Source organism: Actinopolymorpha pittospori (assembly GCF_014873875.1).
GTDB lineage: Bacteria > Actinomycetota > Actinomycetes > Propionibacteriales > Actinopolymorphaceae > Actinopolymorpha > Actinopolymorpha pittospori.
Window position 1 is genome coordinate 9,294,082 of the sequence record NZ_JADBEM010000001.1, and the last position, 21,155, is coordinate 9,315,236.

At 67.0% G+C, this 21,155-nt stretch carries 20 protein-coding genes and 1 tRNA gene; 13 read left to right on the forward strand and 8 right to left on the reverse strand.

Annotated elements, in window-relative coordinates:
• The first annotated feature begins 44 nt into the window (after nt 1-44).
• A complete protein-coding gene (locus HEB94_RS42975; protein ID WP_192755164.1) occupies nt 45-635 on the forward strand; it encodes a DinB family protein in 591 nt (196 codons plus the stop codon).
• 250 nt (nt 636-885) lie between these two features.
• Entirely contained in the window at nt 886-1,497 is a 612-nt protein-coding gene (locus HEB94_RS42980) for a CBS domain-containing protein (RefSeq protein WP_192755165.1), read from the forward strand.
• A gap of 40 nt (nt 1,498-1,537) precedes the next feature.
• Here HEB94_RS42980 and HEB94_RS42985 read toward each other — a convergent pair whose 3' ends face one another.
• Complete coding sequence (locus HEB94_RS42985) at nt 1,538-2,206, reverse strand: hypothetical protein (RefSeq protein ID WP_192755166.1); 669 nt, start codon at nt 2,204-2,206, stop codon at nt 1,538-1,540.
• A 270-nt stretch (nt 2,207-2,476) separates the two neighbouring features.
• Entirely contained in the window at nt 2,477-3,913 is a 1,437-nt protein-coding gene (locus HEB94_RS42990; RefSeq protein WP_192755167.1) for a GuaB1 family IMP dehydrogenase-related protein, read from the reverse strand.
• Nucleotides 3,914-4,306: 393 nt separating this feature from the next.
• Here HEB94_RS42990 and HEB94_RS42995 point away from each other — a divergent pair, with 393 nt between their 5' ends.
• Complete coding sequence (locus HEB94_RS42995) at nt 4,307-4,858, forward strand: flavin reductase family protein (RefSeq protein ID WP_192755168.1); 552 nt, start codon at nt 4,307-4,309, stop codon at nt 4,856-4,858.
• Between the two features lie 45 nt (nt 4,859-4,903).
• Here the strand turns inward: HEB94_RS42995 and HEB94_RS43000 are convergent, their stop codons facing one another.
• Complete coding sequence (locus HEB94_RS43000) at nt 4,904-5,548, reverse strand: pentapeptide repeat-containing protein (protein ID WP_192755169.1); 645 nt, start codon at nt 5,546-5,548, stop codon at nt 4,904-4,906.
• 396 nt (nt 5,549-5,944) lie between these two features.
• Nucleotides 5,945-6,121 carry a 50S ribosomal protein L32 gene (gene rpmF / locus HEB94_RS43005; protein ID WP_192755170.1) on the reverse strand — a complete coding sequence of 59 codons (177 nt, stop codon included), beginning with the start codon at nt 6,119-6,121 and terminating at the stop codon, nt 5,945-5,947.
• A 356-nt stretch (nt 6,122-6,477) separates the two neighbouring features.
• Between rpmF and HEB94_RS43010 the strand changes: the two genes are divergently transcribed.
• Both HEB94_RS43010 and HEB94_RS43015 read left to right on the forward strand, forming a co-directional pair.
• Nucleotides 6,478-7,746: an MFS transporter gene (locus HEB94_RS43010; protein WP_192755171.1), complete on the forward strand. Its 1,269-nt coding sequence runs from the start codon at nt 6,478-6,480 to the stop codon at nt 7,744-7,746.
• A 66-nt stretch (nt 7,747-7,812) separates the two neighbouring features.
• Entirely contained in the window at nt 7,813-8,328 is a 516-nt protein-coding gene (locus HEB94_RS43015; RefSeq protein ID WP_192755172.1) for an HIT family protein, read from the forward strand.
• Here the strand turns inward: HEB94_RS43015 and HEB94_RS43020 are convergent.
• Nucleotides 8,307-8,367: transfer RNA gene (locus tag HEB94_RS43020), tRNA-Leu, on the reverse strand. The two genes, HEB94_RS43015 and HEB94_RS43020, sit on opposite strands and share 22 nt — an antisense overlap.
• 573 nt (nt 8,368-8,940) lie before the next feature.
• Between HEB94_RS43020 and HEB94_RS53975 the strand changes: the two genes are divergently transcribed.
• Nucleotides 8,941-10,623: a DUF5677 domain-containing protein gene (locus HEB94_RS53975; RefSeq protein ID WP_192755173.1), complete on the forward strand. Its 1,683-nt coding sequence runs from the start codon at nt 8,941-8,943 to the stop codon at nt 10,621-10,623.
• A gap of 989 nt (nt 10,624-11,612) precedes the next feature.
• Nucleotides 11,613-13,517, forward strand: a complete 1,905-nt coding sequence (locus tag HEB94_RS43030; RefSeq protein ID WP_192755174.1) for an AAA family ATPase — start codon at nt 11,613-11,615, stop codon at nt 13,515-13,517.
• A 233-nt stretch (nt 13,518-13,750) separates the two neighbouring features.
• Here the strand turns inward: HEB94_RS43030 and HEB94_RS43035 are convergent, their stop codons facing one another.
• From HEB94_RS43035 to HEB94_RS43045, 3 genes are all read right to left on the reverse strand, one after another.
• Nucleotides 13,751-14,701: an SUMF1/EgtB/PvdO family nonheme iron enzyme gene (locus HEB94_RS43035; RefSeq protein WP_337918375.1), complete on the reverse strand. Its 951-nt coding sequence runs from the start codon at nt 14,699-14,701 to the stop codon at nt 13,751-13,753.
• A gap of 58 nt (nt 14,702-14,759) precedes the next feature.
• The gene (locus tag HEB94_RS43040; RefSeq protein WP_192755176.1) at nt 14,760-15,539 is read right to left on the reverse strand and encodes an aminotransferase class IV family protein; all 780 of its coding nucleotides are present in this window, start codon (nt 15,537-15,539) and stop codon (nt 14,760-14,762) included.
• A gap of 224 nt (nt 15,540-15,763) precedes the next feature.
• Entirely contained in the window at nt 15,764-15,961 is a 198-nt protein-coding gene (locus HEB94_RS43045) for a helix-turn-helix domain-containing protein (RefSeq protein ID WP_192755177.1), read from the reverse strand.
• 169 nt (nt 15,962-16,130) lie between these two features.
• Between HEB94_RS43045 and HEB94_RS43050 the strand changes: the two genes are divergently transcribed.
• From HEB94_RS43050 to HEB94_RS43075, 6 genes are all read left to right on the forward strand, one after another.
• Nucleotides 16,131-16,610 carry a Pycsar system effector family protein gene (locus tag HEB94_RS43050; protein ID WP_192755178.1) on the forward strand — a complete coding sequence of 160 codons (480 nt, stop codon included), beginning with the start codon at nt 16,131-16,133 and terminating at the stop codon, nt 16,608-16,610.
• Between the two features lie 163 nt (nt 16,611-16,773).
• Nucleotides 16,774-17,055, forward strand: a complete 282-nt coding sequence (locus HEB94_RS43055) for a DUF6284 family protein (RefSeq protein WP_192755179.1) — start codon at nt 16,774-16,776, stop codon at nt 17,053-17,055.
• Nucleotides 17,052-17,348: a hypothetical protein gene (locus HEB94_RS43060; protein WP_192755180.1), complete on the forward strand. Its 297-nt coding sequence runs from the start codon at nt 17,052-17,054 to the stop codon at nt 17,346-17,348. Before HEB94_RS43055 ends, HEB94_RS43060 begins: the two co-directional genes overlap by 4 nt.
• A complete protein-coding gene (locus HEB94_RS43065; RefSeq protein ID WP_192755181.1) occupies nt 17,348-17,788 on the forward strand; it encodes an RRQRL motif-containing zinc-binding protein in 441 nt (146 codons plus the stop codon). Before HEB94_RS43060 ends, HEB94_RS43065 begins: the two co-directional genes overlap by 1 nt.
• Nucleotides 17,788-18,882, forward strand: a complete 1,095-nt coding sequence (locus HEB94_RS43070; protein ID WP_192755182.1) for a DUF2637 domain-containing protein — start codon at nt 17,788-17,790, stop codon at nt 18,880-18,882. Before HEB94_RS43065 ends, HEB94_RS43070 begins: the two co-directional genes overlap by 1 nt.
• The gene (locus HEB94_RS43075) at nt 18,879-21,140 is read left to right on the forward strand and encodes a cell division protein FtsK (RefSeq protein ID WP_238361774.1); all 2,262 of its coding nucleotides are present in this window, start codon (nt 18,879-18,881) and stop codon (nt 21,138-21,140) included. Before HEB94_RS43070 ends, HEB94_RS43075 begins: the two co-directional genes overlap by 4 nt.
• The last annotated feature ends 15 nt before the right edge of the window (nt 21,141-21,155 follow it).

Genomic DNA, 21,155 nt, shown 5'->3' on the forward strand with positions numbered 1-21,155 from the left:
TGTCATCTGGCGTACGACGATAAGGCTCGAGGGAGGCAAGGACCATGGCTGACGGACCCCGGATCGCGGTACTGCGGTGGCAGCTCGACATCGCCTGGTCCCTGCTGGAGCTCCATCTCGCGGATCTCGACGACGTGGAGTGCCTGTGGGAGCCGGCCCCTCGTACCTGGACGGTCCGTCGGGGACCCGACGGACGCTGGGTCGCAGACTGGCCCATTCCCGGCGTCGGCGACGAGCCCGAACCCCCGCGCTCGATCGCCTGGCTGACCTGGCGGGCCGGCTCGTGGTGGACGCAGACGTCGCTGCGCTGCTTCGGCGGTGAGCCGCCGCTCTGGCGCGAGAGCGACTGGCCGGGCGACACCGACGCCGCGACGGAGTGGCTGCGCGGGTGCAAGGAGCGCTGGAGCCGGCAGCTGGGCACCCTCGACGACGCGGAACTCGACTCCAGCGCCCGTAGCGAGTGGTTCCTTCGGGGGACCCGACCGTTCGGGTACGTCGCGGCCTGGGTCAACACCGAGGTGATGAAGACGGCCGCGGAGATCGGCATGCTCCGCACGCTCTACCGGGCGTCCGGGCCCTGCCGGCTGACCTACCCCACGCTGCCAAGGTCACCTTGGCAGCGTGACACCGCCTGAGCACGGGGCTCGCCTACCTCGCTGCCGCGGGCCGGTTTCGCCCGTCCCGATTTCGGCGACACGGCCTGTCCCACAAGGGACCTTCGCCCCTACGGAGGCCCCCACCTCCACCGCCAAGGTGAGAGAGCCGCACCTCGAGGAGGTCTCGCGGCGCGCCAAGCACGCAGCCCCTGAGCAGTGCCCGGCTTCGCGAGAGGGAGACCTCCATGATGGACGACGCGCCTGGCGCGACGTCTCCGCTGGAGTGAGGATGTCCGCCCGAGTCGGCGACCGCATCGTCGTACGCACCGATCCGCACGGCACGGACCGGCGGCACGGCACTGTCCGGGAGGTCCTCGGCAGCCCGGACTCACCGCAGTACCGCGTGGGCTGGGACGACGGGCACGAGTCGTTCCTCTACCCGGGACCGGACACCTCGCTGGTCCCGGCCGGCCAGGACCAGGGCGCGGTCGACGACAGCGAATCCGGGACGCCGATCGGCGAACACGACCCGGTCGAGCGCATCATGAGCTACCCGGTGCGTACGGTCGACGCCCTGGACTCGCTGCGCACCGCCGCGGAGACGCTCGCCGAGGCCAACGTCGGCGCACTCGTGGTGATGAGGGAGTCCACACCGTTGGGGATCATCTCCGAACGCGACATCGTCCGGGCGGTCGCCGGCGGTGGGGACCCCGATGAGGTCTGGTCCGCGGACGTGATCGGCGTCGACACCGTCTGGGCCGCGCCCACCGATCCGATCCTGCACGTCGCCGGGCTCATGCGGCACGCGTCCATCCGCCACGTTCCGCTCCGAGCCCAGGGTGAGGTGGTGGGAATCGTGTCCGCGCGTGACATCCTCGCCGTCCTCTACGAGCGCTGCTGAGGATCCGGGTCTGTCCGCTCCCGAGCCGAGGGCCCGGGTTTCAGTGCTCCGCGGAGGTACGCCGGGGATCCAGGCGCCGCAGTTCGGCGAGGACCATCCGTACAACGTCGTCCACCGCGGTGTCCGCCGCCTCGACAGGCGCGTCGACGCCCTCGGCGCCGGCCTCCACGGAGAAGACAACCACCCGCGGCGGCAGGTGGAGCGAGGTCAGCAGGCCGAACAGCCCGGCCGTTCCGGTCGCCGGGTCGGGCACGGCCGATCCGTGGGTCTCCATCACCGACTGCCGGATCGTGCCGGGTACGCCGCCCTCCTGGGTGGACTCGACCATGATCAGCTCGTCGAGACCGCTGTCCGCGCTGAAGAGACGTACCGGAAGATCAGTGCTCGCGAGCAGCCGGACGCCGGGCACCTCGGGCACCTCCACACCGACCATCTCGAAGTCCGAGAGGTCGCCTCCCACACCGGCTCCGGCGGCCCCGACGCCGGTGACCGAGGTCCCGGCTGCCCGTTGCCCGGTGGCCGGACCGGCCCCACCCGGTCCGGCCTTGACCGGCTCGCCGGCGATCTCCTCGCCGGCTGCTGGTGCGTGATCAGCGACCGACTGCCCCCCGGTCAGCCGGTCGCCAACCAACCGCGCCACGACCCGCGGACCCACATCCCAGGCCTGCGGTCCGGTGCCCCCACTCCCCACCACTGCGACGGTGAACATCGGACCTCCCCCCGGCTCCCCCCGAACTGCGGGCGCGGAACCTGACGCGGCAAAGGGAAACCCCTCTCGCCCGCGGCGCGGCACTGCATCGAACACCCCCGCTGCCATGCCGCTGCGCCGAAGGGTTTCCCCTGCGAGTTCACTTCAGCATCTGCGCACCACCGGTCAGGAGTGCCATAGGTCACCGCGCGACGGGACGTTCGCCTTGGGCGTCTTCGTCCCATCCGCACCGGGAGGGCTGCGGGAGCCGCCGCGAGCGGGCCGGCGAGATCACCAGCTGGTGGCGAGAGGGAGCCCTTCGGTGTATCCGGCCGCGCTCTGGACGCCGACGACCGCCTTGGCGTGGAACTCCTCGATGGTCGCCGCACCGACGTAGGTGCAGGAACTTCGCACGCCCGCGACGATGCCGTCCAGGACGTCCTCGACGCTCGGTCGCTCGGGGTCGAGATACATCCGGGCGCTGGAGATGCCCTCGCCGAACAGGCCCTTACGGGCTCGCTGGAAGGGCGTGTCCTCCGCCGTACGCAGGGCCACCGCGCGGGCGGAGGCCATGCCGAAGCTCTCCTTGTAGAGCCGGCCCTCGTTGTCGCGGTGCGCGTCCCCCGGTGACTCGAAGGTTCCGGCGAACCACGAACCCACCATGACGCTCGAGGCACCCGCCGCCAGGGCGAGGGCGACGTCACGCGGGTGCCGTACGCCGCCGTCGGCCCAGACGTGCTTGCCGAGTTCCCTGGCCCGGGCGGCGCACTCGAGGACCGCGGAGAACTGCGGCCGCCCGACGGCCGTCATCATCCTGGTGGTGCACATCGCGCCTGGTCCGACACCGACCTTCACGATGTCGGCGCCGGCCTCGACGAGATCGGTCACTCCCTCGGCCGTGGCGACGTTGCCGGCCACGACCGGGACGTGCGGATCGAGCCGGCGGACCAGGCGGAGCACCTCGAGGGTGCGTTCCTGGTGGCCGTGGGCGGTGTCGACGACGACAATGTCGACGCCCGCGGCGAGGAGCGCCTTGGTCTTCGACTCGACGTCACCGTTGATGCCGATGGCGGCGCCGATCCGCAGCCTGCCGTCCGCGTCCACGGCGGGTGCGTAGAGCGCCGCACGCAGGGCACGCTCCCGGGTGAGAATCCCGACGATCCGGGAGTCGGAGTCGACGATCGGGGCGAGCCGGTGCCGGCCGTCGTGGAGTTCGTTGAACGCGTCCTCGGCGTCGATCCCGTCCGGGAGCGTGAGGAGCTCGGTCGACATCACCCGGGACAGCTGCGTGAAGCGGTCGACCCGCTCGCAGTCGGCCTCGGTGACCACGCCGATCACGTGACCGTCGTCGACGACGATGACAGCGTTGTGGCCCCGCTTGGGCAGCAGGTTGAGCGCCTCACCGACGGTCCCGCTCGGCGCCATCGTGATGGGGGTGTCGTAGACGGTGTGGCGTTCCTTCACCCAGCCGACCACGTCGGCGACCACGTCGACGGGGATGTCCTGGGGGATCACCGCCAGGCCGCCGCAGCGGGCGATGGTCTCGGCCATCCGACGGCCGGAGACCGCCGTCATGTTGGCCGCGACGATCGGGATGTTGGTCCCGCTGCCGTCGACGGTGCGCAGGTCGACATCGAGCCGGGACGACACGACGGACCGATTGGGTACGAGAAAGACGTCGCTGTAGGTGAGGTCCTGTTCCGGGACCCGATCGTGGAGGAAGCGCACATCCACCTCCTTGGGCAGGCGACTTTCATCGCTCCGGCGACTGAGGACACTTGAAGGTTACGGCTCTCTCACAAAGCTCGGAGTCGCCCGCCCCACGTCCCTCACTGCGCGCATTCCGGCGAACCCGGACGGTCGACACAAGTCGGCATCTTCGCACCACTTCGCGCGTGGGCCTCGCGACGCCCTTCTGGACGCGGAGCCGTACCCTGAACTCGCGATCTTCGCCTGTTTCGCCTGCTTACGCCTGTGCCGTCGTCCCACCGTCCGCGCCCGCGCCGGGCCAACGCCGCCCCCGCGCCGACCGACCGCACCCCGCTCACCCCGGTCGCGCCCATCGCGGGGCCGGAACCGGACTGATTCCCAGCGGGATCCGCGTACCTGCCTGGAGGCGCCATGACCAGCTGCATCGATGCGCCCGCCGGTGTCTCGCCGGAGACCTACCGCGCCGTCTTCCGCGGCTACGCCACCGGTGTCTCCGTCGTCACCGCCGACGCCGGTGAGGGTCCGATCGGGTTCACCGCCAGTTCGCTGGCCTCGGTCTCACTCGACCCGCCGCTGGTGTCGTTCGCGCTCTCGACCGCCTCCGGGTGCTGGCCCGTCATCGCCGCGGCCGAAAGCGTCGTCGTCAACCTCCTCGGCGCCGACCAGCACGACATCGCGGCGAGGTTCGCCACCCGGGGCGTCGACCGCTTCGCGGGTCCGACCCGGTGGACCCGGCTGCCGACCGGGGAGCCGCTCCTGGTCGACGCGCCGAGCCATCTACGGGGCGTCATCGAGCACCGGTATCCGGCCGGCGACCACCACCTCGTGGTCGCGCGCATCACGCACGCGACGTACGGGGACCACACGCCGCTCGTCTACCACGACGGCCGGTACACGACGGTCCACGAGGACGGCTCCGAGCGCGGAGCCGGGCTGCGCGGGTCCGGCCGACAGCACCACTGACTGCTGGGCGCTGACTGCTGGGCGCCGACTGCTGGGCGCGGCGCGCTACTCCGTGCCGGTGACGTCGGCGTCGGCGTCGGTCTCGATGACGATGCCGAGTGCGTTGGCCAGCGCGTAGGTCAGTGCCATCAGGTCGTTGGGGTCGATGACGGCGCCCCGCATGCTGGCCACACTGCGTACGCCGTCCAGGACGCAGTTGTGCAGCCGAGTCCCGACCATGTCGGCCTGGGCGAACTGCGCCCCGGTGAGGTTGCAGTCGACGAACCGCGCGCCCTTGAGGTCGGCGTTGGTGAAGTCGGCCTGGGTGAGGTTGCAGCCGACGAAGTGCACCTTCGTGAACGACGTGAACCGGAACGCCGAAAGGTCCATCCGGCACTGCTCGAACACCACGTCGCGCAGCGTCCCGTCGGTCCAGCGCAGCCCGGTCGTCCGCAGGCCGCGCAGCTCGCAGCGAATCAGCGAGGAGGACGTCGTGGCGAGGTTGGCGAGATCGGAACGCTGGAACCGGCAGTCCGCGAACGTCGTCTTCGTGAGAGCCGACCCACTGAGGTCGGCACCGGTGAACTCGCACTCCTCGACGTCGACCGAGGCGGCATCGCGGTCGGAGAGCGCCACGTCGGCGTAGGCGAGCCGACGAAGGTGGGCCTCGTCCTCGAGGTCGTGGTCGGGGAGTACGGCAGACGACAGCACCTTCGGAAGCCGTGGCCCGGCCGGGCTCCGTTGCTTGCCGGCTGCCCTGGTGCGGCCCGCGGTTGCACGACCGGCGGCGGTTGCACGACTGCTCGCGGCACCGCTGGTGGCGGCAGCGGGACTGGCGGCGGCTGTGCGACGGCTGGGGTTGGACGGCACCATCCCGCGACCCTAGTCCGCGGATCCGACAGCCAGTCCCCGCGCCGGCCGACTCGCGAACGGGCGATCCGACCCCGCCTTCGTCGCCTCCGTGGCGGTCTTCTTGCCGAGGGTGGAGAAACTGCCCACCGACCAGCGCTTCGGTGGGCACCTTCTCCACCCTCGACGCCCGCACGTGTTCGCACGCGTCCCGGGCCGCCAGTGGCCAGGACCGCCCGGGACGCGCACGTTCGTAGGTCAGGCGGTGACCCACCTACCTCGGTACTGACCGCATCGGGGACACGCTCGATGTGCCAGCTTGAGTTCTCGACAGGCCCTGTTGTCGCATCGAACGAGCGAGGGCACGGTCGTCTTCCAGTGCGCCCGGCGAGACCGGGTCCTCGATCGAGACTTCCTTCTCTTCGGCTCCTGCATTGTGCGCGGCTCCCCTGTGTGGACCCGCACGTTCCCACGTCCGCCAACAGCGTTGGCCCGAACGGGCTGGATCGCCCACGTCGCATCAACGAGTGGACGTAGCGCCGCACGGACGGCTGCAGGACGGACCTACGTCTCAGAAACGCAGCGGCATGCGGGTCGCGGCTGGGACATTCGGGCGAGGACTCCGCCTAGCGGGGAGGCATCCGGCGCGACTCGGCCACGTACACATGGGTGCGCATGACCAGCAAGGTACATCGCCGGCGGCTCTGCTCTGGGCGTATGACCCTCGATCAGCGTGGCTGGAACTGGCAGGTTGTGAGCCACGTCCCCGACGACCGAGGCGGAGGTCGCGCATGCTGTGGCGCTGGACAGAGGTCCTGCGGAGCAACCGGGAGTTCGCCAAACTCTGGACGGGCCAGGCGTCCTCGTCGTTCGGGAGCGCCGTGACGACGGTGGCGATGCCCCTCACCGCGGTCGTCGTACTCCACGCTTCGCCGCTTCAGATGGGCGTACTCTCCGCCCTCACTGTGGTGCCCCATCTGCTCTTCGGCCTGCCGGCCGGCGTGTGGGTGGACAGGTTCCGGCGGCGGCCGATACTGATCGTCGCGGACCTCGGGCGAGCCCTGCTGCTGGGCACCATCCCGGTTCTCGGCGCGTTCGGCCTCCTCCGCATCGAGCACCTCTGCGCGGTGGCCTTCCTCGCCGGCGCACTGACGCTGTTCTCCGACACGGCATCGACGACGCTTGTCCCGGCGCTGGTCGACCGGAAGCGGCTGATGGAGGCCAACGGCGCGTCGATGCTCAACCAGACGGTGGCCGCCACGGCCGGTCCGTCGGTGGCGGGCGGCCTGGTCCAACTCGTGACGGCACCGATCGCGATCGCTCTCGACGCCATCTCCTACCTGGTCTCGGCGGTGTGTTCGTTCCTCATCCGGGAGCCGTCCCACCCGGTCCGAAGCGACGATTCGCGGCCGCGTTCGGCCCCGATGCGGGCGCAGTTGACCGAGGGCCTCCGTGCCGTCTTCGGGAATCCGCTCATGTCGGCGCTTGCCGTGTCGGCGACGTTGGGTGCGGTCGCGGGAGCGATGCAGGGGCCGCTGGTGGTCCTCTACATGGTCCGGGAGTTACGCCTGTCCCCGTTCCTGGTCGGGGTCGCGGTCACCGTCGTCGGAGTGGCCTCGGTCGCGGGTGCCCTGGTCGCACCGGCGTTCAGCGACCGGCTCGGGCCCGGCCGCTCCTACATCGTCGGCCAGTTGCTCGTCTCCCTGGCCGGCTTCGTCCTGGCGGCCCCTGGTGGTCCGATGGTGCTGCTCGCGTCGGTCCTGTTCCTCGGGCAGACGTTGACCGGCCTCGGACTGCCGCTGTTCGCCGTACCGCAACGAACCCTCCGGCAGGCCCTGGTCCCCGACCACCTGCTGGGCCGGGTGACGGCCACGTGGCGGACGCTCGTCATCGGCGGCCAGACGTTCGGCGCGCTGCTGGGCGGACTGCTCGGTACGGCGCTCAGACTGCGGCCCACGCTCATCCTCAGCGGTGCCGGCATGCTGCTCGGGTTCCTCTGGGCGGCTCGCTCACCCCTTCGATCCCTCACGCACGTGCCGGGCGCAGAACCGGCGACCTGAGACGCGAAAACGCTACGCCGCCGGGTGGGTCGCGGCGCGGCCGTTCGGGTTCGGTAGAGATGAGCCATGTCTTACAGCGAAGTACCGGGCTGCGGGTACTGCGATGCGCTCGAAGGACGGTGCCGCAGTGAGCCGCTGGCGTTCGACGACGGACGGTTCGCCGTGTTCATGGGGCGATACCAGCCCACGGGGCCGGGCTACGCGCTCGTGGTACCACGCCGGCACGTTCAGGATCTGCACTCCCTGCCCGACCTGGACTGCGGTCCGATGCTTCAGATGGTCCGGCGGACGTCCGCCGCTGTCCGGCAGGCGTTCGGCGCCAGCGGTACGACGGTGGTCCTGAACAACGGCTCACCCGGTCAGTCCGTCCCGCATCTCCACTTCCACGTCGTCCCGCGCCGACCTGGGGACGGCTACCCACGAAGGTCCAACGACCCGGAGCACGAGGACGCGCTGATCCTCCAGGCGCTCGCACTTGCCGCCGCCCTCGGCGAATCCGACGTCGAACAGACAAAGGCGCCGATCACGTACGTGATCGGCGCCTCTGACCTGCGATTTCCTGGTGGAGCTGAGGGGATTTGAACCCCTGACCCCCTCGATGCGAACAAAGCTCACGGCTCCAGGGCCTGCTTGGTACTAGACATACCCGCAGGTAGAGCTCCTCGGTGAAGCGCTACTGGCCCCCTCTGACATCACCTGCCGCTCCCATGGCGCTCCCATCTCGCTCCCACATCACCGCTGGTTGGACGCCTCGGTCCGGGCTTCCCGGGTCGCCTCTATCGGCTGGGTCACCTGTGGGATGACCGGCTCGGGCCACCTCGGCGTGCTCAGGCGTCCAGCGCGATCCAGGGACTTTGATGCCAGTCGACTGTCAGCGTCGGGAGGAGAGGCTGAAACAGTAGGGGGCAGCTCCCCCTACTGTTTCAGCATCTCCGCCGCTCCTATGTGACGCTGTGACATAGAGAGAATGTGGGAGGGACAGCGCCCACCTGTCTGTCACACCCCTGTCACTCAAGTCACTGCCGGTCAGAGCCGGCCGAGTGACAGTTGTGACAGCCCTGGCATGTCCCGGTGTCACCGCATCGATTCGCTCGGGACCGGACCGACGTCCGCATGGGCCGCATCACGCGTCCAGCTCCTCACGGTCGGAAAACGCCTCACATGTGAAGGGCCTAGGCCCTACGGTTGATCAGCGTGACGCTTCCACGCCCCAATCAGAAGTCCGGGCCGCTCTCTGGTCATGTCAAGAAGGGCCGAATCTACCGGTCGCCGCTCGCCGCAACCGATCTGCTGCAGATTGGAGACTGGGTCCGGGACGACCTGCCGGACCTCTTGTGGCCCGTGCTCACGCTGTCCGAGCTCGGAAACCGGGAAGTCCTGCGATTCGCACGCTGGCAGAAGGACGTTCAGGTAGACCTCGCAGGACAGGCCGAGCCGCGCATTATCGCAGATGGTCTTGATGGCAGGCTCACAAGCCTTGACCGACTCGTTACTAAGATTCCGGACGCGAGAGCTGTGATCAAGGCGAGGGCCAAGGAACACGGATTACTTCCCGAGTCGGTCGAGAACGCCTTGGCCTCCTATCCTCTTCGCCCTGGCGATTGGCTTGTAGATCGCGAGATGTTACCCCCTCGCCGGGAAGAGATGGATTTGCTCGCACGGGCAGTGTTCCAGATACTTAGGGACGGGCACCGCGAAGCCTTGATCAAATGTTTGTACATCTGGAGTGCCGTCCAAGCTGGCACCCTAAGCACCACCCCCGACACGATCGAGTTACTCAAGCATTATCCAGGTGATCCCGAAACACGCACCAAGGCGGACTCGATCGTACGGGCGATGTGGGGCGCACAAAAGGCGTTACTGCTCCACAAGAGCGAGAGCCACTTCGCGGACGCCATCAGGTGGGCCAAGGTGTTCTGGGGATCGAACTCAATGACCTCACGCTGCATGAGGCGGCGCGAAGTCGAAACGGATGAGATCGAACTCGAAGAAGGCGTGGTAGACCCGCCAAACCCGTCGACCCCGAGTGGCGAAGTACCGGCACCGGGCACGCCACCAGAGCGAGGTGCTCGCCTTCGTCGGCTGGCGATGGACCTTCTCGCCAGCTACGTGGAAGCTCTCGAAACCTCACCGGCCCGGCTCCACGACCGAGAGAGGCAGGAGGTCCATTCTGGGCTCGTCGCCCGCGCCGGGCGCGATGTGATCACGGCGCTCGGCGCTCCGGACTTGTGGTGTATGGAGCATGGCGCTCACATCGTCCGAGTGCTCGTGGAGGTGCGCATCTACATCCAGTGGATGGCACAGCAGGACCCCTCGATATATCGCGTCTTCCAAGACTACGGGGCTGGGAAGGCAAAGCTGTACGCACGAATTTTGGGCGAGCTTCCCGAAGATGCGAGAGAGTCTGACTTCGAGGAAGCCCTGAGAGAACTGAACAGGTTGAGTCACAACGACCGGACACTGGATCACCGAGTGGTCGACACTCGCGACTCTTTTGCCGGGGGGAAGTCCATCCGGGCAATGGCTGATGAGTGCGGCATGATCGATCTCTACCGACAGGCATACCAAGTCGCGAGCGGCGTCGCACATTCTGAATGGTGGTCTATTGAGACACATTCGATGGAGCGTTGCCTGAATGTACTACACGGGGGGCACCTCATTCCGAGCCTCTCTCTCAACTCGGGCGAAAATGTCGAACTAGCAAGCTCATGGGTGGACCAGCTCTACGCGCTGATCCGGATTAGCATGCAGATACTCGGGACTGACAACAAGGCAGTAGCCAATGCATTCGCCTGGCTGGATGACGAAGTGGTCGATGGGCAGTCCGCCGGTGATCCCGCGGACGACAGTCCGGGCGGTCACCCCGAATCTGCCTGACAGCGCCGCGCCACATACGTGCCACATGTGGCGGTCACCTCCCGGTGATCAGCGGTCAACATAGCGGTCACCTCGGCCGTGTCGCCCGCGCGGCTCGGCCAGGTACTCCAGCACGTGGTGGCGGTGGCATGTCGATGGCGGAACCTATCGTTCGAGCCACGGGCCCCGCCTCATCCGCGCACACGGCAGGCAGGCGCCCGCCAACCTCTCAAGCATGTGCTCCGTCCGGAAAGCGAGACGGCGTCCGACGCCGCCTGGGGCATCAGCTGCCCGGCAGCTCCCACGGCAACGCGATGAGCATCCTCGCGCCGCTCGGCACTCAGAAGGGGCACACGCAACCTCGCGTGCGGTCATCCCTTCGGCCGGGCGGGAGTTTGCCATCATCGCAGCCTTGACCGCACGATCGGCCGCGAGCCAGGCTCGACGGGGGCAGAACTGCGCTGCGGAGGCGACACGGCCGGCCTGCCCCGGCGTGCTCAGGCGTCCAGTGCGATCCGAGGATGTTGATGTCACCGTTGATGTCAGTTGGCTGTCAGCAACGTGGGGGTGGAGAGGCTGAAACAGAAGGGGTAGGTGGGTCACCCCCTGCTGTTTCAGCGTCTTCACCCTCTCGCGGGTGACGCTGTGACATAGAGAGAGTGTGGGAGAGATGGCGCCGAGCCAACTATCACATCCCTGCCACTCACGTTTCCGCAGATCAGAGCCGGTCGAGTGACAGAGTGACAGGTGTGACAGTGCCGCCGTCGAATGTCCTCCAGCAACAGGCTGGGCGGCGCAGAGCCGCCGCCCGCGCCGAGGAGCCTGCGGCCGGCTAGCGGAGCCCGGAGTGAGAGTTCTAGCGATGTGTCAGCGGTCTCCCGCAGTGATCGCTAGCATTGGTGATCCCTGCCCATGCGCGGCTAGCGCGGCAACTGGGCGCCGCGTACAAGTAAAAGATGCAGATCTACGTGAGAACCACGGCGTCAAATAGTTAGGCCCTGGAGGGTCATGTGCGAATTCAGACGGTAAGAATCTGCAACTTTAGATGCCTACAAGACGTCACTATTTCATTTGACGGCGTGACAACATTCATCGGTCCGAATGGAGCTGGAAAGTCATCCGTGCTGCGCGCGCTGGAATGGTTTTTCAACGGCGACACGACCGCCTTGACCGACCACGATGTGTACTCCGGCGCCGATCCCGCCGCACGTCAGATCACCGTAGAAGTGACTTTCACCGAACTGACAGAGAGAGATCGTACGCAGCTAGGTGAGCGATATGCTCCGGTTGGGTTTTCTAGTTTCCGCGCCAAGCGCACATGGGAAGCTGGAGTCGACAGGATGACTGTTGCCACTCAAACGTATGCCCCGTTTGAGGAGGTACGCAGGGGAACCACGGTCGCAGAGAAGAAATCTACCTATAGCGAGCTGGTCGCCTCTTACCCGATGCTCAACCTCCCAAAATGGACCAAGGTGGACGAGGCCGAACAGGCAATGAAGGCGTGGGAGAAAGAGCATCCCGACCAGCTTGAAGAAGTAATGGTGAGCACGGCTCAAATATTCGGGTTCAATGGCCAGAACAAGTTGTCAGGAATTTTCGACTATGTGCTTGTGGCTGCCGACATGCGTGCGGTCGAAGAGAGCGTAGAAGGCAAAAAGACTATTATTGGCCGCATCCTCGATCGTACCGTTAGTCGCGACGTAGCCCGCGCCGAATTCGAAGCACTCGCTGCGGAGGTCAGCCAGCGCCAAGCGGAAATTACTCGTCGACTCTTGGGTGGACAACTAGAGGAGCTTGGCCAAGCGCTAACTGCCGAGGTAGCCGTTTTCACCAGTGGGCGCGGTGTGCGGCTGAACGTGACATCGCCCGATGTGCGTCCTATTCCTGCGAGCGTCAACGTTCTAATCACTGATGCCCTTGTGGAGACCTCGGTTGACCGTCAAGGGCATGGTTTCCAGCGGGCACTGTTGATCTCCTCGCTCAAGCTTCTTGCAACGCGGGGAACAGATACCAGCGACAGTAGTGTGATCTTGCTAGCAGTCGAAGAGCCGGAACTCTTTCAACACCCGACCCAGGCGCGAGTATTTGCGAGAGTACTGAGGGAGCTTTCAGAAGCACCGGATCGTGGCATGCAGATTGCTTATGCGACACACAGTCCGTACTTTGTTGACCCAAGGTATTTCGATCAGGTGCGTCGGGTGACCCGGAGCCGACACGATGTCAATGGACACGCCGAGGTAGAGGTCTTTCAAGCGTCCTTGGAGGCAGTCTGCGCCCGCCTCGACGGCTTTGTTCCTGATAACTCCATACGATCTCGCTGGGACCAAGTATGTACGAGGACCCTAGCTGAAGCCCTGTTTGCTGAGGCAGTCGTTCTGGTGGAGGGCGACTGCGACAAGGGAATCCTTGACGGAATGGCATCTCGCGGCGGGCAGATATCCTTTGAAACCCATGGAATCACAGTCGCACAGGCTGCAGGAAAACAAAATCTTCTGACGCCGCACGCCATTCTCGCGGAGTTGCGGATCCCAACGCTTACTGTCTTTGACAGCGACAAAGGTAGTGGCGACCGAAAGCGCGCAAGCGGGAAGGATCCGCTGGCCGCCAGACGGGAGGATGAAAACAATGCGAGTATGAATCGTCTACTTCTAAGGTATTTCTCTGTTCCAGAGAGTGACTATCCGGCCGGAAAGATCAGTCCGACACTGTACGCGTGGGATGGCGATCTAGAGCGCGTTCTCGCACGTGATTGGCCTGGCTGGGAAGACACCCATAAGCAACTTATTGACGAGGGTCGAGGTGTCAACGGGAAGGACCCAGCCACGTACGGTCTAGCGGCTAAGGAGTGCCCAGAGGGGCCTACCGGAGTCCTTCTCGATGTCGTCGCGGCTGCGGGCAATCTAGTCGCACGCTAGCCATTTCGGTCCATGCCCCCAAGGAGGTGCCGAGCCAACCTCACCACGAAGCGCTCCGCGATCACGGCCGCCAACTTCGCTCCTGGCCGTAGGCGGCCGGTAGCCGTGCCGGCTTTCCATCTCCAAGGCATCGAGCAATCTCGGCACCAGGTAGCCGCAGAGCTTGGTGAGGTTCAGGGGCGTGTCGCAGGACAGGCAGCACCGCATAACCGGAGTACTGCCGGAGGGCGGATTTATCGGCGCCGGAGCGTGTCGTTAAGTAGCCGCTCTAGTTCGTCTGCTGGTGCAACGCAGCGGAAGCCCGTGTCGTCATCGCACATGGTCGCCGCGGCATCGTTCACCAGGGTTGGCGTGGCTCGGTCGAACGGGCTGGTCCAGGCGCCGCCCTTCAACTCGTGGCGGCCTGGGCTGACCTCGGTGGAGCACCATTCCCAGACGTTGCCGCACATGTCGTAGACGCCATACGGGCTGACGCCGCTTCGGTAGCAGTCTCCAGGGGTCGTTTCACCGATCCCGTTCTCCCGCACGTTGCACTTTGCGGGCGTCGGCTGATCTCCCCATGGATAGACCGCGCCACGCGTGCCGCGGGCAGCCTTCTCCCACTGCTGACTCGTGGGTAGTTGCTTGCCCGCCCACTCCGCGTAGGCCGCCACGTCCTGCCAGGTCACGTAGACGACCGGATGCTTCTCGATCCGGTCAGGGAAGACGCCATCATCCCAATGCCGAGGCGTGGCACGTCCGGTAGCGGCGACGAAGCGAGCGTAATCGGCATTGCTTGTCGGATAGACATCGATGTAGAAAGCCGGTAGCCATACTGGCTCGATGCTTGGTCCAGATAGATAGACGCCGCCATCCACCTTGACCATCGGGCTCCCGTCGATCGGATGCCTGACTTCCTTATTCGCAAGGAGATCTCGGGCTGCGCCATCGTCGACGGCGGGCACCAATGAGTCGCCAGTGAGGAAGGTGAAGCGGGCCTGCGTGTCAGGATCTGATCGCGTGAGACAAGTGTCGAGCGCGGCTTGGTTCACCGGTCGGGGTTGAATCGACTCCCGACCGGCCTCCCATTTCGAGATCATGCGCTCGCTGACGCCGAGGTGCGCGGCGAACTCGCGGATACTCATCCTCTTCGCCTCGCGCAACGCCCGAACTTCGACACCCGACCATCGCTGAACAGTCGCCACTAGGTCTGCTCCCTGTCTGATCTTCGTGGAAGAGGGTAGCGGACTGTAGATCGCTGGGTCACACCGCTTCGGTCGGGATGTCCTGGTACAGCGCACCCAACTCGCACACGACCTTGTGGTCACTGGCCCACTGCTGAGCATCGACGGCCACGATCGATCTGACCCCCGTCGCCGCGTTCGTGGCGAAGGAAGCTTCCATCTGAGAGAGGTCTGACAGAGTCAGCGACTCACTGACTACGGGCTCGTCAAGGGCCTGCTGAAGCAGGGTCATCGTTGTTCCGGCCAGACACTCAGACCGAGGCCAGATGATCTGTCCGTTGCGCACGAAGCCGATGTTCGACGTAGCGATCTCCGAAATTGAGCCGTCCGGATTGAGGAGCAACACGTCGTCGAATCCTTCGCGCTGGGCTGCGCGTCGACGCTGCAGCACGCCGAACAGCCCGATGTGTTTCACGGCCGGGTTCTCCCGCCTATACGACACTGCCTGGAGGTGCAGCGGCGTAGGCGACTTCGTTGCTGCGGCCCGAGTGGTGACGAGAATGTGCGGATTGGCGTCGGCGCCAATCGTTCCCAGATCGAGGGCCGGGTCATAGACCGTTACCCGCACCACGGTCTTCTGAGGAGCGTCCGCTAGTGCGTGGCGAACGTGGCGCCGCACTCGGTCGATGTCCAGCTCGACGTCGAAGAGCTGGCGGCAGTCACGGGCCAACCGTTCCAGGTGTAGCGAGAGGCCCCGCACCTGGCCGTCTTCGACCAGCATCGATGTGAAGTGACCGTAGTTGGTCAACGCCAGCGACCTGACCTGCTCGATGGTGGCGGGCATTCCATTGAGTTCCATGGCGGTCAGCTTCCCATCTCAAACGGGCCAAATATAGGCGGCTAACACCCAAGTTCAGCGAAAGTTCAGTGCTGCCGGTTCGGCGAAAGTTCAGTAGCACCGGTTCGGTAAAAGTTCAGCGGAGCAGCCCTGTCTGGGCAGTTCTCAGGCCGGGCAATCGGCTGCAGCCTGGATACATGATCAGATCCCGAAGGTTCAGGCGATTCCGCCGCACGTCACTGACGTCAGCGCATGCCGCGGAGTACGGCTTTGACAGTGGCCTGGGAGACACCTGCGGCCTCGGCTATCTCGGGGACCGTGTGACCGGTCGTGCGGCGCACATCTCGTATGGCTTCGTCGCGGCGCTGTCGCAGCTCGTCAAGCGACCGGCTGGCGTCGCGGACCTGCTCAGCCAGCTTGCGGAGATCCTCCAGGGCCATCATGCGCGCGAGTCTATCGGCTGGCCGGATACACACCTTCTGGCTAGACGGCTAGACGTCTAGCCGCTAGCCGTCTAGCGTATGTCTCGGACAGGGACCTCAAGGAGATCGGTGACACCGGCCAGGCGGAGGGGAGTCAGCGATGCGTGCTTGGTGGAGGAGACAGGACCAGGTGGCCGACGTGGAGCGCGATCGGGCTGCGTTGGTCTTGAGTCGTGTCGCGGAGGCTCGTGCCGAGCTTGCACGGGTGGAGACGAAAGCGGGCGTACTGGCTGGTCTGTCGGGAGCTGCAGTGACAGTGATGTTGGCGACGGCGGCCGCGCGGCCATGGTTGCGGCCCGCGATCGTGGGTTGGGTTTCCGTCGCGGCGTTCACCGGGTCGACGGTGGTTTTGTTGGTGGCTTTGCGGCCGGCTCTGCGTCGCGGGGTTGGGCTGTTGCGTACGGCGTCGCTGGCCCCCGATGTGGTGCTGGAGGAGAGCGCGGAACGCGCCGGCCGGGCCGACATGGAGATGCGCGAGACGGCCGCGCTGGCGGTGCTGTTGTCGGGCCTGGCCGTCCGCAAGTACCGGCTCGTGCGGGCTGCAGTCGATCTGGCCTTGCTGGGCCTGGTGCTGGCGAGCGTGGCAACGGGCCTTGCTGTGTGGCTTTGACCTGTCAACGCACGCTGCTAGGTGGGGGCTGGCCGGTTCGAGTCCGGGCGCGCGTACGAGATCGGTGGTGCTTACACATCGCTGATCAGCAAGTGGCCCCGCGGGTGCTGACACACCTGCGGGGCCGGTGAAACCGCGAACCTAGAGAGAGGAACTGCGGTTCATGCACATCATCTCCCACCGGCCTTCGGGTCGGTACGACGATGACCAAGACGCTCCGATTGAGGACCGGGAGCCGACCCGTGCGGAGCTGGCCGCGATCGAGGCCGAGTGGCCGTTGATCGAGGCAGAACTGGCCCTGCTGGACGAGCAGATCGCCGTCCTCAACCTCACCGGCCACGGCTCGGAGCTGCACCGCCGTCGGATCCGACGGGCCGAACGTCGCGTGCTCGCGGCGCGACGGACGCTGGCGGTCCGGGATGACGCGGCGGGGGTTGCGTCATGACGTGGCAGCCCTCGATCGGCGCGCAGCTGGGCGCCCTGCTGCGGGACATGCCAGGTCTGGGCGCGGACCGGGCCGATTTCGCGGCGTGGCTGCTGCGGAAGGCGGACCTGCTGACCCGGATCAGCGAGGAAGACCCCGACCCGCAGATGCAGATCCAGGCCCGAGGCCTGGCCGAGGTGGCCCGCCGGCAGGCGCGGCGGCTCGCCCACATGGCCACGAACACCACCGACCCGGCTGACACCGGCAGTGACACCGAGCCCCGCTCCTCCGATGCGGGTGGGGGTGAGGGCTGATGGGCCGGAGCTTCTATCGGTGGCGGGCGTTCCGCTGGGTCAGCCTGTGGGATGGGCGGCAGTGGTCGGCCCGGTACGTGGACGGGCTCCCGGCGTTCCCGTTCCACCACGCGCCCTCTGGTCTGTTGACGCGGCGGCAGCTGCGCGAGCGCGGGCTGTGCCCGGGCGGGCAGGAGCCGTACGCGCTGCTGGTGTGGCGACGCGATGAGGCATGGGCGTCCCTGTACCGCCTCGACCTGGCCAAACCCAAGCGGACCCCCACGGCTGGACAGCGGCGGGCGCTGGCCAAGGCGATGGCCGCCCGCCGTACCTGCCGGGCCTGTGGCCGTGATGTCGGCTACTGCGTACCGACCTCGACGCGCACCTGCTCCACCTGCGAACAGCCCGAGGACCTGGCCGACGACATGACCGAGGGCGTAACCGGAAGGGAGGCCGCGTGATGAGTGCGACCGGGGTATGGACTGGTGTGCGTGACCTGACCCGCGACCGCCCGACGGTGCTCGAGGAGAACGCGCCTGCTGATGTGCGGTGTCGGCCGCTGTCGGATCCGGAGCTCGCGGCGACCGTGGTCGTGGGCGTGCTGGTGGGTCTGCTTGGGCTGATCGGGTTGGTGACGTCGTTCGCGACGGTCGCGGCGGCCGCCGCTCCGGCGTTCGGGCGGCTGGCGTGGCTGGTGCCGGTAGGTGTCGACGTCGGGATCTTGGTGTTCTCCGCGCTGGACCTAGTGCTGGCCCGGCTGGACATGCGCGTGGTGTGGCTGCGGCTGGTGCCCTGGTCGTTGACCGCCGCCACCATCTACCTCAACGTCGCCGAACAGTCCACGGTGTTCGGGCAGGTCGCCCACGCCGTGCTGCCGGGCATGTGGGTCGTAGCGATCGAGGTAGGCACCCACGCCATCCGAGTCCGCGCCGGACTCGCATCGGCACGCCGGATGGACAGCATCCGTCGCTCGCGGTGGCTGCTCGCCCCGGTCTCGACGCTGGGGCTGTGGCGACGGATGGTGCTGTGGGAGATCACCGCCTACCCCGATGCCCTCCACCGCGAACGAGCCCGGCTTCTGGCGCTGACGGAGTTGAAGGACCGCTACGGACACCTGCACATCGCGGGCCGCACGGCCCGGTTCCCGGCTGCGTGGCGGTGGAACGCCCCACGCCGCGAACGCGCCCTCTACCGCCTCGGCGAACACATCCCGCACCACGACCAGGCGGAACCGGCCCCGGCTCTGGCCCCACCTATGCCGACGACGCCGCGACCGATCCCGCGCCCGAAGGCGACCACGAAGACGGGAAGCCGGTCCCGCCGTAGCACTGTCGTACCGGACGTGGTTGACCTCGTGCCGGCCGCCGAGGCGGCAGCGGAGCGGATCGCCGCACGGGGTGAGGACCTGACCCGGAAGGCACTCGCTGCCCAGCTACGCGCCGACGGCCACCAGGTCGGCAACGCCAAGCTCGGCACCCTCCTCGAACACCTACGCAACCGCATCACCACAGACAGCTCATCAGGTGACGAGACGTTGAGGGAGACGTCCGAATGAGTGGCCGCAACCGCGACACCAACAACGCCCACCCCGCACGCGAGGACGGGAGGGTTGAGCTGGTCCCACTCCCCCGCCGCGCCGACGCCCCGGACGGTCCCGGGACCGAGGGGCACCTGGTCCCGGACCGCGACGGCGACGGTCCTCTTACTGGTCCGCAGGCCGGTCCCGGGACCAGCCCGGAGACGGCCGTTGCCCGGTCCAGTGGCTCGGAGGTGTCCTACGAGATCGAGCTCGACGAGTCCCCGCGCCCTGGTCGTGGTTCGGTCCCGGTTGATGCTCCCCCGGCACCGGACGGGCAGCGGCGCCCGGTCATCCCGCCCGCGTTGTGGCCGCGCAACATCGGCGGCACGACCAAACGCACCGCCGGCCGGTGGGCGCACATCACCGCCTTCCACACCGTCCGGGCGCCCTGGTACGGGATGCAGGTCGCCACCTACTCACTCCGTGGCCTGTACCGGCTCGTCGCCCAACAGATCGCCTGGTGGTGGGTGCGCAACCACTTCACCCTCCTGCAGCACGCCGCCGACGCCAACGACACCAAGGAATGGGCCAAGGTCCTCCGAGAGATCAAGGCCACCCGACTTTGGCGCGGCATCGTCCTCATCGGCGAGGCCATCGCCGTCGCGCTGTGCCTGCCACTGGCCTGGCAGACCGTGCCCGGCCCCTACCTGGCGGGCGCGGCAGGCGTCGCGATCCTGCTACTCGCCCGCCACGGCCGCCCGGTCGGCCGCACGATCGTCGGCACGGCCGTGGTGAGCCCCCGGTTCCGCAAACTCAACTCCGACATCGTGCTGCGCGCCTACTACGCCGCCGGCCTAGGCCGGCCGGACAGGACCGACCAGGAGGTCCGCTTCGGTTCACCGATGGGCCGCGACGCACGCAACACCGGCTCCCAAGTCGTCGTCGACCTGCCCTATGGCAAGGGCTGGTCGGACGTCTCGGCCGCCCGGGAGAAGATCGCCTCCGGTCTGGACGTGCACCTCAACCAGGTGTTCCTGACACCCGACAAGACCTCCAGCCGGCGGCACACCCTGTTCGTCGCGGACCGGGACCCGCTCGCCGTCCCGGTCGGACGGACCGACTTGCTGGACTGCAAGCCGCGCAACATCTGGCGCCCGGTCCGCTTCGGCAAGGACGAACGAGACCGCCTGGTCACCCTCGCCCTGATGTGGGTGTCAGTGCTGGTCGGTGCCCAACCACGCAAGGGCAAGACGTTCGCCGCCCGACTGCTCGCCCTGCACGCAGCCCTGGACCCCTACGTGAAGCTGATCATCGTCGACGGGAAGAACTCCCCGGACTGGATGAAGTTCCGGCTCGTGGCACACCGAATCATCTTCGGGACACACCCCAACCCGAACGACTCCGACCCGATCAGCCACCTGCTGGAGGCGTTGGACGAAATCCTCGCCCACATCGAGGCGGTGAACCAGCAGCTGGCGAAGCTGCCCGCCACCTTGTGCCCGGAGGGCAAACTCACCGAAGAGCTGGCCCGCGACCCGCGCTTCCCGGACCTGCGGGTGGCGATGGTGGTGATGGAGGAGTTCCAGGTCTACTTCGAGACCGAGGACCAGGCCGTCAACAAGGAGATCGCCGGCAAGCTGTCCCGCATCCAAGCTGTCGGCCCCTCAGCCGGGGTGGTCATCCTGTCCAGCTCCCAGAAGCCGTCCGGTGTTGGGGCGGGGGATGTGGGCCGGCTGTTCAACCGGTACCGCGACAACCACGCCGTCCGGTTCGCGCTCAAGTGCGGTAACCGGCTCGTCTCCGAAGCGGTGCTGGGTGGCGACGCCTACGCCGAAGGGTTCGACGCCTCCTCCCTGCCGGTCGGAGACGAGTACCGGGGCGTGGGCTACCTGTATGGCGCCACCGACGCCACCCCGACCGTGCGAACGTTCCTGGCCGACCAGGGCGACGCGGAGAAGATCCTCACCGCTGCCCGCGCCCACCGCGAACGGCTGGCCACCCTAACCGGCATGGCAGCCGGCGAGGAGATGGCCCGCCAGGCCCGGGATGTGCTTGCCGACGTCCAGGCCGTGATGGCCGGTGAGACCGGGCTGCAGTGGCCCACCATCGCCGCCCGGCTGGCCGGGCAGATGCCCGAGCACTACGCCGGGCTGTCCGCCGACGCGATCTCAGCCCAGCTACGGGCACTGGGTGTGCCGAGCGTGGACATCAAACGCGACGGCCAGGTCCTCAAGGGCGCCAAAGCCGCCGCCGTCGCCGCAGCCATCAACCGCCGGAAGGTCAACGGAGGGTAACCACCGGGCGGGGCG